19 protein-coding genes are annotated in these 12,485 nt (G+C 42.8%); 16 read left to right on the top strand and 3 right to left on the bottom strand.

What is annotated here, in order from left to right; all coding sequences use genetic code 11:
* From ACFIKX_RS00095 to ACFIKX_RS00045, 11 genes are all read left to right on the top strand, one after another.
* Nucleotides 1-498, top strand: a 498-nt coding sequence (locus tag ACFIKX_RS00095; RefSeq protein ID WP_375628337.1) for a hypothetical protein, incomplete at its 5' end; no start/stop codon positions are given.
* Nucleotides 488-2,434, top strand: a complete 1,947-nt coding sequence (locus tag ACFIKX_RS00090; protein WP_375661184.1) for a phage terminase large subunit family protein — start codon at nucleotides 488-490, stop codon at nucleotides 2,432-2,434. The genes ACFIKX_RS00095 and ACFIKX_RS00090, both read left to right, overlap by 11 nt.
* Before the next feature lie 3 nt (nucleotides 2,435-2,437).
* On the top strand, nucleotides 2,438-2,686 hold the full coding sequence (locus ACFIKX_RS00085) for a phage head-tail joining protein (protein ID WP_375612364.1): 249 nt from the start codon (nucleotides 2,438-2,440) through the stop codon (nucleotides 2,684-2,686).
* Nucleotides 2,686-4,230, top strand: coding sequence for a phage portal protein (locus ACFIKX_RS00080; RefSeq protein ID WP_375629064.1), 1,545 nt, complete (start codon nucleotides 2,686-2,688; stop codon nucleotides 4,228-4,230). Before ACFIKX_RS00085 ends, ACFIKX_RS00080 begins: the two co-directional genes overlap by 1 nt.
* Nucleotides 4,220-5,470: a S49 family peptidase gene (locus ACFIKX_RS00075; RefSeq protein ID WP_375661183.1), complete on the top strand. Its 1,251-nt coding sequence runs from the start codon at nucleotides 4,220-4,222 to the stop codon at nucleotides 5,468-5,470. The genes ACFIKX_RS00080 and ACFIKX_RS00075 overlap by 11 nt, the downstream gene beginning before the upstream one ends.
* A 110-nt stretch (nucleotides 5,471-5,580) precedes the next feature.
* Entirely contained in the window at nucleotides 5,581-5,733 is a 153-nt protein-coding gene (locus ACFIKX_RS00070; protein ID WP_375629110.1) for a hypothetical protein, read from the top strand.
* Nucleotides 5,730-6,098 (top strand): head decoration protein, encoded by a 369-nt coding sequence (locus ACFIKX_RS00065; protein WP_375635083.1) that lies wholly within the window; start codon nucleotides 5,730-5,732, stop codon nucleotides 6,096-6,098. The genes ACFIKX_RS00070 and ACFIKX_RS00065 overlap by 4 nt, the downstream gene beginning before the upstream one ends.
* A 12-nt stretch (nucleotides 6,099-6,110) precedes the next feature.
* Complete coding sequence (locus tag ACFIKX_RS00060) at nucleotides 6,111-7,187, top strand: major capsid protein (protein WP_375661182.1); 1,077 nt, start codon at nucleotides 6,111-6,113, stop codon at nucleotides 7,185-7,187.
* Nucleotide 7,188: 1 nt separating this feature from the next.
* Entirely contained in the window at nucleotides 7,189-7,545 is a 357-nt protein-coding gene (locus ACFIKX_RS00055; RefSeq protein ID WP_375628359.1) for a hypothetical protein, read from the top strand.
* Between the two features lie 333 nt (nucleotides 7,546-7,878).
* Nucleotides 7,879-8,634 carry an antA/AntB antirepressor family protein gene (locus ACFIKX_RS00050; protein WP_375628358.1) on the top strand — a complete coding sequence of 252 codons (756 nt, stop codon included), beginning with the start codon at nucleotides 7,879-7,881 and terminating at the stop codon, nucleotides 8,632-8,634.
* Nucleotides 8,631-8,909 carry a hypothetical protein gene (locus ACFIKX_RS00045; protein WP_375628357.1) on the top strand — a complete coding sequence of 93 codons (279 nt, stop codon included), beginning with the start codon at nucleotides 8,631-8,633 and terminating at the stop codon, nucleotides 8,907-8,909. The genes ACFIKX_RS00050 and ACFIKX_RS00045 overlap by 4 nt, the downstream gene beginning before the upstream one ends.
* A gap of 46 nt (nucleotides 8,910-8,955) precedes the next feature.
* On the opposite strand, the gene ACFIKX_RS00040 is transcribed toward ACFIKX_RS00045, so the two are convergent.
* From ACFIKX_RS00040 to ACFIKX_RS00030, 3 genes are read right to left on the bottom strand one after another with little or no spacing between them, the layout of a single operon-like run.
* Nucleotides 8,956-9,102 carry a CopG family antitoxin gene (locus ACFIKX_RS00040; protein ID WP_375628355.1) on the bottom strand — a complete coding sequence of 49 codons (147 nt, stop codon included), beginning with the start codon at nucleotides 9,100-9,102 and terminating at the stop codon, nucleotides 8,956-8,958.
* 42 nt (nucleotides 9,103-9,144) lie between these two features.
* A complete protein-coding gene (locus ACFIKX_RS00035) occupies nucleotides 9,145-9,462 on the bottom strand; it encodes a type II toxin-antitoxin system HicB family antitoxin (protein ID WP_004856761.1) in 318 nt (105 codons plus the stop codon).
* A complete protein-coding gene (locus ACFIKX_RS00030) occupies nucleotides 9,452-9,724 on the bottom strand; it encodes a toxin HicA (RefSeq protein WP_375628353.1) in 273 nt (90 codons plus the stop codon). Before ACFIKX_RS00030 ends, ACFIKX_RS00035 begins: the two co-directional genes overlap by 11 nt.
* A gap of 49 nt (nucleotides 9,725-9,773) precedes the next feature.
* Here ACFIKX_RS00030 and ACFIKX_RS00025 point away from each other — a divergent pair, with 49 nt between their 5' ends.
* From ACFIKX_RS00025 to ACFIKX_RS00005, 5 genes are all read left to right on the top strand, one after another.
* The gene (locus ACFIKX_RS00025) at nucleotides 9,774-10,322 is read left to right on the top strand and encodes a hypothetical protein (RefSeq protein WP_375628352.1); all 549 of its coding nucleotides are present in this window, start codon (nucleotides 9,774-9,776) and stop codon (nucleotides 10,320-10,322) included.
* On the top strand, nucleotides 10,303-10,992 hold the full coding sequence (locus ACFIKX_RS00020) for a phage baseplate assembly protein V (RefSeq protein ID WP_375628350.1): 690 nt from the start codon (nucleotides 10,303-10,305) through the stop codon (nucleotides 10,990-10,992). Before ACFIKX_RS00025 ends, ACFIKX_RS00020 begins: the two co-directional genes overlap by 20 nt.
* Nucleotides 10,989-11,330 (top strand): GPW/gp25 family protein, encoded by a 342-nt coding sequence (locus tag ACFIKX_RS00015; RefSeq protein ID WP_375628349.1) that lies wholly within the window; start codon nucleotides 10,989-10,991, stop codon nucleotides 11,328-11,330. Before ACFIKX_RS00020 ends, ACFIKX_RS00015 begins: the two co-directional genes overlap by 4 nt.
* Nucleotides 11,327-12,154 (top strand): baseplate J/gp47 family protein, encoded by an 828-nt coding sequence (locus ACFIKX_RS00010; RefSeq protein WP_375628347.1) that lies wholly within the window; start codon nucleotides 11,327-11,329, stop codon nucleotides 12,152-12,154. The genes ACFIKX_RS00015 and ACFIKX_RS00010 overlap by 4 nt, the downstream gene beginning before the upstream one ends.
* Nucleotides 12,154-12,485 (top strand): phage tail protein (locus ACFIKX_RS00005; RefSeq protein ID WP_375628345.1); only part of this gene is annotated, 332 nt, incomplete at its 3' end. The genes ACFIKX_RS00010 and ACFIKX_RS00005, both read left to right, overlap by 1 nt.

The following is a 12,485-nucleotide window of genomic DNA, read 5'->3' as shown; positions in this document are numbered from 1 at the left end:
GTGGTTTCTCGGATAAAGACAGGTAAATTTGATGCGGCTCTTTTTGAAGATGGTTCTGTCAATGAAGCGCTTGCAACAGCTATCTGGAATGAGAATCCAACAAAGCGCCCTGCTCCATTTTTAGCACCGGATGGTCAACCGCAGACAAAGATCAAACAAGCCTCCACAGATGGAGCCAATGAATACAAGATAAAACTGGAGCGAATGCAAGTTGCGCTAGCAAAAGAAAAGATTGCTCTGGAAAAGTTACGCGAAACCACTGTTGATCGTGAAGAAGTGAGAAAAGAAGCATGGAACTTTGGAAGAGCGCATCGAGATACAATGCTCAATTTTGCCTATCGCTTTGGTACTGAAATTGCGGCGCAAGTGGGATGTGATGCTGCGAGCCTTATTGGAGCTATCGATCATCATATGCGCAAAGCTTTAGTAGAAAATGTCGTCCCTGTTTCTTTTCACGATCCCAACATTTTAGAAGAGAATCCAGAACATGATAAGTGATGCTTCGCCCTCGTCCTCTGGTGCTGGGCTCTTTTTTTGCTATGCGAATGAAGGACGCCGTCCTGACCCGCCTTATACTGTTTCCCAGTGGGCTGATAAAAATCGTTATTTGAGCACAGTTACGAGTGCTGAGCCTGGATTATGGAGGACTATACGTACCCCCTATTTACGAGAGATCATGGATAATCTTTCTGTTTATGATCCGACTGAAACAACGGTTGTGATGAAGGGGGCTCAGATTGGAATGTCGGAAGCAGCGTTGAACTTTTGTGGTTATGCCATTCATCATAGTCCAGGACCTGCCCTTTATGTAATGCCGACAGTTGAGACCGCTAAGAAACTGTCAAAGTCTCGTCTTGATCCGATGATTTCAGCTAGCCCTGCTTTAAGTGAACGCATTGCTCCTGCTCGTGCAAGAGACAGTGGAAATACAATGTTTTCAAAGGAATTTTATGGGGGGACATTGATGATTACAGGAGCAAATAGTGCTGCTGGATTGCGTTCTTCTCCTATTCGCTATTTGGTTTTGGATGAAGTCGATGCTTACCCATTGAATGTCGATAATGAAGGCGATCCTGTAACAATTGCGGAAAAACGAACCTCTGCTTTTATTCAACGTAAAATTTTTAAATTGTCCACGCCGACACACCGTGACACAAGCCGTGTAGCCAAGGATTTTGTGCTAGGTGATCAGAGATATTACAATGTCCCTTGTGATGCATGTGGTGTTCTACAACCCATTGTTTGGTCACAAATTAAGTGGCCAAAAGGCGCCCCCGAAAAAGCTGTTTTTGTTTGTGCGCATTGTGGTCATGAACATGCCGAACATCGTAAGTCCACCTTAATGGCAGAAGAAAACGGTGCTTGTTGGATCGCAACACAGGAGTCAAGTAAGCCTCGTCTGCGTTCTTACCATATTTCAGCGCTTTATTCGCCATGGCTGACTTGGGGCGATTGTGCGCGCGAATTTTTAAGAGCCAAAGAAGACCCTGCTCTTTTGCAAGTTTTTATTAATACAGTGCTTGGAGAGCCATGGGAGGACAGAACAGGCGAAGTTGTTGATCCTGATAGCCTCTATGCAAAACGCGAAGATTATCCCCTTGCACCAGAACAATCCGTCGTGTTGACAGCTGGTATTGATGTGCAAAATGACCGCTTGGAACTTGAAGTGGTGGGATGGGGGCGTAGTGAAGAAAGTTGGCATATTGATTATCAAGTGATCCTTGGTGATCCCTCTTCTTTTGAAGTGTGGGACCAATTGGATGAATATCTTGCAAAACGTTGGCCGCATCCAGGCTATAAAGAGGGGATTAGGATAACAGCGGCTTGCATTGATACCGGTGGTGGACACACACAGGCAGTTTATAATTATGTACGCCCGCGTGAAGGGCGGCGTATCTGGGGCATTAAGGGGCAAGCGGGATGGCGTGCGGTATGGCCACGCCGACCAAGCAAAAACAATAAAGGACAGATTAATCTCTATATTGTTGGTGTTGACGCGGCAAAAGATATTATCACGGCACGGTTTAAAAAATCGGGACCTGAAGCATCAGGGGCTGGTGCAACACACTTTCACAAAAGCCTTGACCAGGAATATTTTGACCAGCTAACCGCTGAAAGAAAAGTCATCAAATATTTCAAAGGCTTCAAGCGTATTGAATGGCAAAAAAGTGAAAAGGCAAGAAACGAAGCCTTGGATTGTAGGGTCTATGCTTATGCGGCTTTACAAGGTCTGATTTCGGCGGGAATAAACCTTAATCGAGAAGTTGATATCTTAGAAGAGCGTTTGGAAAAACTTAAAATTGAAGGTTCTGTAGAGCAACCAACATCTGGGATTTCTTCATTCACTTCTCCAAGAAGATCTCAGATAGCAAAACCTCAAAGGAAACAATCCAGAACAGTGATGAATCCTTATATGCGAGGGGATTGGAGGTAATTTGTGGGTGAAACTTTAGAACCAATTAACAGCAAAATTGACAGACTGGAAAGTTTAAAAAGGCGGCGTGAACAAATTGAAGAGGCTCTTTATTCGGGTGCGCAATCAGTGCGTCACGGCGATAAGCAAGTCAGCAATCGTTCTGTTGAGGAACTTCGCAGAGCGCTTGAGATGCTGAACATACAAATAGCCAACCTTGAAGGGCGCAAGCGTTCACGCGTTTTCTATTTTAATATATCACGAGGCTATTAATGGCTGGTTTTTTCAATAAACTCACGGGCTTTTTTACAATTTCTCGTCAACACAATCCGCCTTTTGAAGCTGCAAGTAAAAGCCGCCGTATGGGTGGTTTTGACCCCGCAAAAAAACATATTAATAAAGCGATTGAAGAATGCGGTGATACCATTGTTGCCCGTTCAAGATGGCTTTATGACAATGAAGCTCTTTACGGTTCTGCGACTGAAGAATGGGTCTCTGCGGCTGTTAGTGATGGGATTAAACCTTATCCTCGCATTGAAGGTTTTCAAGAAGAAAAGAAAAAGCTTTTAGACTTATGGTGGCAATGGGTTGATGAGGCGGACTATGATGAAGATGCCAATTTTTATGGACTTCAAGCAACCATTGCACGAGAAGTCTTTCTAACTGGTGAATGTTTTGTAAGACTACATTATGTTGACCTCTACGGGCGCTCTGGTGTGCCGCTTCAATTACAAGTTTATCCCACCGAAATGTTAGACCTTACTTACAATGGACCGGCTGATATTGAAGGCAATTACATTCGTATGGGGATTGAATTTAATGCCAGTGGCAAGCGCGTTGCTTATCATTTCTGGGAACATCACCCCTATGATGATGTCCCTGCAAATATGGTATTTGAGAGCCAAGAGCGCGTGCGTGTCCCTGCTGAAATGGTCATTCATATCAAAGAGCGCCGTATTGCCGGACAATTGCGCGGTTCTCCAAAAATAACGCGCTCTATGACAAAGATCTTTCAACTCGAATCCTATGACGACGCAGAACTCGATAGAAAAAGGACGGCGGCTCTTTTCGCGGCGTTTGTCAAGGACAGTTCCCCAAACGTCGAAAAATTATCCGATAATCGTGATAAAAACAACGTTGAAGAAGAATACAAAGCACCTGTCATTGCGCCCGGTGCATCTCTTTATTTAGGAGAGAATAAAGAAGTTACATTCTCAAATCCTGTTGAGGTTGGTGGCTCTTATGAGGCTTTTCAATTTCGCAATATCTTGAAAATTTGTGCAGCACTTAATATGCCTTATGCCGTTGTGACTGGAGACGTTACGCGGGGGAATTTTTCAAATGTGCGTACCTCCATCATTCAGTTTAGACGGCACGTCAAACAATGGCGTGAACATATCATTGCCTTTCAGTTTAACCGCATTGTTTGGGAGCGTTTTGTTGAAATGGCAGTGCTTTCTGGATGCGTCAATTTGCCAGGGTGGGAAGAAAATTCCTTGCCATGGCTTCAATGTGAAAGCTTTGCGCCCCCGCTTGAAATGATTGATCCAAACAAGGATATCTCAGCGGAAAAAGAAGAAATTCGTGCAGGCTTGAAAACACGACGCATGGCACTTGCCGAGCGTGGCTTTGATATCGACAGCATTCATGCCGAACTGCAAGAAGAGCACACAGACGCTCGTGCGCGCGGCTTATCTTTTGACACGGATATGGCAGCGACCTCTGATAGCAATCAAGTAATTGATACCGCAGATTCAGAACCTTCTGAAACTTATGAAAGTAACCAAGGCAGTGAGGCACATAAAAATGGTGAATAATCTTGATATGCCGTTTTTGGCATCACGGCTTTTTGGGGTTCCTCATATGCTTGCCTCGACAAAGCTTGATATCATTTTGAATGCTCTTGCACCACGCCTTTTTGAGGGAGAAAAGTTTCCCATTGAAGCTTATTCGCAAGAGAATACAGAAGCTTTAAGACCCCCTGAAACTTATGTAGTACAAAACAATGTTGCCATAATACCGGTTCATGGCACGCTTGTGCGCCGTGGTGCATGGCTTGGGGCTTTATCGGGGCTAACCTCTTATGAAGGTTTAAGCGCTTCTTTTCGTGAAGCCATTGCACAACCTGATGTTCGCGCTGTTTTACTTGATATTGATAGCGGCGGTGGAGAAGCCGGTGGTGTGTTTGATTTGGTTGAAGAGTTTCAAACACTCTCAAAACAATACGACAAGCCCATTTGGGCACATGCCAATGAGTTTGCTTGTTCTGCAGCTTATGCCATTGCTTGTGCGGCTTCTCAAATATGGGTAGCTCGCACAGGGGTTGTGGGCTCGATTGGGGTTGTTTGTGCCCATCTTGACCAATCTCGTGCGGATGAAAAACACGGGCATAAATGGACCTTTGTCTTTGAAGGTGATCACAAAACCCATGGCAACNCTTGTTCTGCAGCTTATGCCATTGCTTGTGCGGCTTCTCAAATATGGGTAGCTCGCACAGGGGTTGTGGGCTCGATTGGGGTCGTTTGCGCTCATCTTGACCAATCCCGTGCAGATGAAAAACACGGGCATAAATGGACCTTTGTCTTTGAAGGTGATCACAAAGTTCATGGCAATCCTCATGAACCCTTGAGCGATACAGCACAGATAAAAATGCAAGCCGATTGCGCCCTGCTCTACGAGATGTTTGTCGATTTGGTGGCGCAAAACAGACGCTTAAATGCTGCTGCAATTCGTGACACAAAAGCAGAAACTTTTATAGGCACCCAAGCGATCACGCTTGGATTAGCAGATGCGCAGGGCACTCTTGCGCAAGCGTTGGAAGCTTTAACGGATTCCATATCACAAAACCCAACATCAACAGAAAAAGAAGGACAAAACACATGGCACGCACACAATACCGCGCTGAAGAAGAGGATGACGAAAAGATTGTCGACATCATCAATGACGAGGAAGAGGACGAAGACGATAGTGACATCGACAAAAACGCCGAAGACTTCGACGATGAAGAAGAAAACGAAGATGAGGATGAAGACAATGAGGACAAGCAGGAAAACATAAAAGCTGCTCTTGAAAAAGAAAGAAAGCGCGCAAAAGCACTAACAACCCTTGAAAGGCAAGCAAAGCACTTAGGCGTTTCTTTTGACGCAGCAAAAGCTATTCAAAACGGTATGAGTCTCGAGAAAGCACGCCAGTGTGTGTTGACGGCTGCTAGCTCTCAAAGCGCGTCTTTAAAAGTCTCGCCTTATACCCCTCATAGTGATGGGACGAGCAAGGCAAAGATTCACGCAAAATGGGAAGCAGCTTGGAGGGCAGTGAAATGACGAATATTATTTATGACGACGTACGCAATGGCGCTTATCTTGGACCTTACGACCCCGATATGTCAAATGAAGAAGTGCTGTTTGCATCAGGAGCATTCATTGAAGCGGGAACTGTCATGGGGAAAATTACAGCATCACAAAAATATACCCCCCTTAATCCAGCAGCAGCAGATGGCAGTCAAATCCCTGCTGGAATTTCTTTTGCCACTGTTGATGCCTCTCAAGCCGATCAACGTGCCGTGATGACAGCACGCTTATGCACTGTAAAAGCTTCTGAACTGCTATGGCCAGATGCCATTACAGATGAACAAAAAAGTGCTGCCATTCAGTCTCTCGAAGACCATAACAATATTTTATTGCGATAGGAGAATGCACACATGGATATGAATTTTTTTAAACATGATGCTTTCTCAAGCATCACAATGATGAAAGCCATCGAAAACTATGAGTTTCAACCTGGTCTTGTAAGTTCTCTTAATCTTTTTGAGGAAGTTGAAACCAGTACCACAGTGGTTGGGATTGAACGGCGTGATAATACATTTTCGCTTATTCAAACCAGTGAACGTGGCGCACCTTTGACAGAAGGTGATAGAGAGGCTCGTAATCTTCGGTTTTTCAAAACAACACGGATTGCCAAAAGTGATACGGTGAAATCAGAAGAAATCCAAAACCGTCGTGAATTTGGCGCAGAAGATCAGTTAGAGACAGCAATGAAATATATTGCCAAGAAACAAAAGAAACTGATTTCTGAAATAGAATTGACATGGGAAAATATGCAGCTTGGCGCTGTTCAAGGTGTTGTCCTTGATGCTGATGGTTCCGTAATTGTCGATTGGTACAAAGAATGGGAAATCGCACCACCAAAGCCCATTGACTTTAAACTAAATACAGAAACAACCAATGTTGCTGACAATGTTGATCAAGTCATTATGAGGATGATTGAAGCTTCAAAAGGAGCATTTTCTGATCGTTCGCGGATTATTGGGCTTTGTGGTAATGAATTCTTTTCCAAGTTGAAAAACCATAAAACAATTCGTGAGACCTATTTAAACACAGCCTTAGCACAGACACTCAATAGCGCCGGAGGTGTTGCAACACCAAGTTCGATTGGCTCTGGGAGCTTTGGCAGTTTTGACTTTGCGGGTGTGACTTTCATTAATTACCGGAGTATTCACAACTATAATGTGAGTGCGAAGGCTGGAACAAAGCGCGCTATAGGCATTAAGCCGGATGAATGTCAATTCTTTCCTGTTGATGCACCTGGTGTCTTCCAAAAAACCTTTGCTCCTGGTGAAAGCTTGGATTTTGCCAACACGGTTGGAAGACCTCTCTACACGATGCTTATCGTCGACCACGACCGTAATGCATGGGTAAAACCGGAAGTCTATAGCTATCCGCTTTATATTTGCACCCGCCCTGAAATGCTGTTCAAAGCAGTTATAGGAGCGAAATAACATGCGATGGCACGGGCTGCTAAATCAAATGGTTAAAGATGTGCGCAACACCTTTGGGCAGCCCATCATCTACACGCGAAAGAACAATCAGCAATCTTTTCGTATCACAGCGATTTACGGCATTAAACATTCGGAATCGGAAGCCGGTGGCAGAATCTCTACCACAATTGCAAGAAAGGAACTTGATCTTTGTATCAATGATATCGGGGGAATACCACCAAAACCTCAAGATAGTATTGTGGTCCTCTCTCCTGAAAACAACAAAGCCCCCTCTTCTCAAGAACACTTCACTGTTACAGATGTCCAAGCCTCTGAATCCGGTATGTATAAGCTTATCTTGCGAGAGATAAAACAATGAGGAACCTTTGTCTAGCAAGCTGTTTTGATTATTGTTATAAAAATATTACGTTCCCACTTGACAATGTGGCGACAATATGAATAATCGAATCAGGTGCCTCAAAAACACCTTAAATACACAGCGGGTGGATTGCCGAACCAATCTCTTTTCCGCGCATTAAAGACTTTGACTTGTTATATGCTACATGCGTATAATGACATTGTCGGGTGTGGTTATGCTATACAATACCCTTTTGGGAAAAGCATAACGACGGACTGTGTACCGTGTTTTTGAGCACCCGGCACTCTTTTATTGAGTGTCAATCAAAAACGTCTAATTACACAGGAGTTCATAATGAACACTCTTATTCCGATATCGGAACAAACTGTTGGACAGGAAATTGTTCAAACAGTAAATGCACGTGAATTGCATAGTTTTTTAAAAGTAGGTAAAAAATTTGCGGACTGGATTACTGAACGTATCAACAAATATAATTTGGTAGAAAATCAAGACTTTGTTTGCTTCCCTATTTTGGGAAGCAAAGGCAGGGGTGGTCACAATCGTAAAGATTATCATCTGACTTTAAGTGTAGCCAAAGAACTTTCTATGGTTGAGAACAATAAGAAAGGTAGAGAAGCGCGTTTATACTTTATTGAGTGTGAAAAACGGTTAAAACAAGTAGCAACACCACAGATAGCTGCATCACAAGTTGATTATTCCAAACCCGAAGCATTACTTGGTGTCTTGAATCACTTACAAAGCCAAATAGAGCAGAAAGATCATGTTATTGCCGAATTGGCTCCAAAAGCAGAAGCTTTAGATGGTTTAAAACGCTCTGATGGTCTTTTTGGTCTTATTGAAGCAGCAAAGATGTTGGAGGTACGACCAAAGGATTTAACGGATTACTTGCGTAAACATGATTGGGTCTATCGACGGGCTCCAGGGGCGCCTCTGTTACCTTATCAGGATAAAATCAAGAAAGGATTCATGGACTGCCCTGCTATCACCATTCAAAAACCAGATGGTACAGAGAAGGTGCTTCCTTCAACGAAAATCACATCGAGAGGATTGGCATGTTTGAGAGAACAAATCCATGGAGGTGTACAATGAAAATAGATACCAACTTCTTATGTGACTTATGGATGGCATTATCTCGATTTTCTAGACATGAAAATATGAGCGATAAAGATTGTACTGCTCTGGTTGACACTATGAGTGTAATAGAAAAAGCTTTGATTTCAAAACTTCAGGATGAACTACCCAATATTACAAAGATTTTAGCAATTCTTACAGATTTTGGAGATTCAGAGTTACCGCATAGCATGGATTCTTTGTTACGCGCTTATGAACCAAATCTAGAGAGCCCCATTAAAAAGGTTGCTTAACTTAAAAACAAAACTCCCCTCCCTATCGTTAAAGGTGGGGAGGTAGTCAAGAGACTTCTTTAGATAAGAACTCAAAATGAACGGATTTAAAATCAGTTAAGTCATAATCTGTAAGATCGGCAGTATCAACAAAGTTTTCTGCTTCTTCATCCGTCTTGAAAACGGGTATTTGTTTTAATTTAGAGGTTTTCATAAGAATTAGTTTTCTTTTAGTACGTATAGACTTTTAAAAGATTCAAAGTTTAGAAGAAATATATCTATTTAAACTCACACCATTTTCAGCGGCTTGTATTGCAAGTTTTCTATGGAGTTCTGGTGGTATTCTTAATTGAAACTTACCACTGTATTTACCATGTGACAAAGGCACAGGAACTTCTTCTCCATTATGTTGCATGTCCTCAACAACTTCTGAAACAAGGTCCATAATACCTTTTAAAGCTTTCTCTGCTTGAGCATCTAACCATGAAAGGGATGGGAATTCTGCACACAATCCGACATATTCCTCATCTTCTTGCGACCACAAAACACGATATGTATAATGATTATTGTTCATGTTTCATCCTTTCTATCGCTTGTAAGACTTGTTTGACTTGATAAGCTTTTGCTTTGTTACCAGAATCTTTTTGAATATTCACACGAGGATCACCAAGCCACGGTGTTTTAAAAACAAAGTGGCTTGTACCATTGTTCCGTGGTTCTCCAAAGAAATAGACACATACAGCCAACAAATCTGAAAACTTAATGTTCTTTGGTGATGCTTTCATCAAGCTGATTATTTTTTCAACTTTATTACTCATAACCGATAATAGTATCATTATTAATCCTAGTCAATCATTTTATGCACTTAATTGAACAGGAGCCCCCATGCACCCCCGCGAGACGATAAGAGAAACATTTGTTGCTTTGATAAAGGCAGCAAAGACGGCAGCTGGTGACAATGTTTTCAATATGCGTGACTTCAATTTATTTATTGAAGCAATGCCAGCTATTAATATCTCAACACAAAGTGAAACCATTGAAGATGGACATGATTTTGGCTTAAGGCGGCGTGTTTTAACGCTAGATGTTGAATGTTATGCGACATGTGAAGATGGAGCGCGTTTTGTTGACCAATTAGCATGGGAAGTTGAGGAGGTTTTCTACGCTAATCCCAATCTCAATAACACCGTTGAGACATGCCGCCTGCAAAATATTGCTTTTGCCTTTGGTGATAATGGCGCTCTAGCACTCCACGGTGCAATTTTAACCTTTGAAGTCATTTATGTGACAAATATCCCCAACATGAATGAAGAAGAAGGCAGTGTAACAGCAAGAATCGTTGAACCTTTCTTAAGCTTTGAACCAGAAACAGGCGTGAGAAATAAAGATAAATACCATAAAATCGAGGTTACTCATGTTAGAGCGACGCGATAAAGAAATCACAGATCTAAAGAGACGTGTGGCAAATATGGTTGTGGTGGGTAAGATTAGCCATGTCGACCATAAAAACGCACGCTATCGGATAAAAAGTGGCAATCTTGTCAGTGACTGGATTCCAGACACACAAGCCCGCGCCGGTAAAACACGTTCTTATGAAGGACGCGATGTTGGAGAGCAAGTGATTGTTGTTTCATCATCAGGGGATTTATCGCAAGGGATGATTGTTGGTTCCATTCATACAGATGCTAATCAAGCAGCCGATAAGGGCAGCATTCACCGAACGATATACCCTGATGGAACCAGCCTTGAATATGATGATGAACAAAACACTTATGGAATTCACATCAAATCAGGCGGAAAGTTTCTTCTCACGATTGCTGATGGTGTGTCACTAAAAGGTGAAGGTGGTAAGCTAGAGCTTACAGCGCCAGAAGGCATAAAGATTGTTTCAGAAAGCGATATAAATTTAAACGCAAAAGGCAACATCTCTTTGAAGGCAGGTGGTGGCATTTCACTGAATTCGAATGATAGTCTCTCTCTTTATTCTGGGAATAATGTTTCCATTCATTCAAGTGGACTAAAGCATAACGGCACCAATGTAGGAGCAACACATGTTCATGGCGGTGTTACTTCTGGTGGCTCTATGACAGGAGGTCCCAATTGAACAGTGGAATGGACCGTACAACAGGCAAACCATTGGTTGGCATAGAGCATTTGCGGCAATCGATTATTGATATCTTATCAACACGCATTGGCACACGGGTGATGCGACGTGATTATGGTTCACGCATTGCTGAACTCATTGATGCACCAGTGAATAATGCTTTTGCCGTTGCCCTTTATGCCGCCGTTACCGAGGCTTTGGACAAGTGGGAACCGCGTTTTAAGCTGAAAAAGATTGATTTTAAAATGCTTGGAGCCAGACAAGTTTCTCTGTCTTTTGAAGGACTTTATTTGCCATCAGGCAAGCCCATTACCATGGAAGGATTATTGATAAAATGAATGGAGTGCTTGCAAAACCAGAAATCATCACGGAACTTTCTTTTGAAGAAATACGGGCAGCGGCTCTTGCCCATTTAAAAGAGCTTTTGCCTCATTATACATTTTTAGAAAGTGATCCGGCAGTAAAAGTCATAGAGGCTTTTAGCTATCGAGAGTTGCTTTTAAGACAGCGTATTAACGAAGCGGCACGCAACAACATTCTTGATTTTGCAACCGGTGAATCTCTTGATGCTTTGGGAAACTGGCATGGTCTTGCCCGCATGGAGGGTGAAAGTGACGAGAGATATCGTGAACGCATACAGCTTCATGCCCGTGGAGGAAACGGAAGTGGAACAGAACCCTATTACAAGCTTATCGCCTTAACAGCCGATAGTCGAGTGAAAGATGCGATTATCTATCGTAAAGGCAAAAACCCAACCATCTATGTTGCTCTTTTTGGCAACAATGAAGAAGGAACGGCATCTGAAGATCTCATACAAACAGTCTCAGAAGCTCTTCACAGAAAAAATATTATCATGACCAATGATACAATCATTGTTCACGCTGCTGTCAAAAAAGTGGTGGATTTAGAAGCCGATGTTTGGCTGTTACCAGAAACATCTTTGAAAATTCTTACAACAATGGAAACAAATTTAAGAACAGCATGGAGACAAGAACAAGCCATTGGTCGTGAATTAAGCCTCTCGTGGTGGATTTCAAAACTAATGATTTCTGGTGTCCAAAAAGTCATTGCCATTACCCCAACACAAGACAGTATGGTTTGTGATGAAGAAATTTTATCGATTGGAAAAATCACCTTAAACTTCAAAGGACGTGCCCGCTAATGGTTGGTTCCCTCCTTCCCACAAACGCGACAGAATTTGAAAAGCGCCTTGCCGATGCTTGCGATTTTCATCAAGATATTGATGGTTCTGTTTTGGGGATTTCACGCGCAAAACTGATCACACGCCCTCCCCGTTTCTTGCCGTGGTTGATTGAAGAATACGGGCTTGGTGAACTGACACCTTATGTTCCAAACCTCTATGATTTGATTGATCAAGGGCTTGCATGGCAACGCCTGCGCGGGTCTGTTATGGCAATAGAGATGGGGCTTGAATGGCTAGGGATTTCGGCACGCTTTCAACCCGCCTGGACGGGGCGAGCATGGTGGAATTC

Source organism: Bartonella sp. CM86QHHN (assembly GCF_042194695.1).
Taxonomy (GTDB): Bacteria; Pseudomonadota; Alphaproteobacteria; order Rhizobiales; family Rhizobiaceae; genus Bartonella.
Note: the sequence above shows the minus strand (reverse complement) of the source record. Positions and strands in the feature narration are given on the sequence as shown.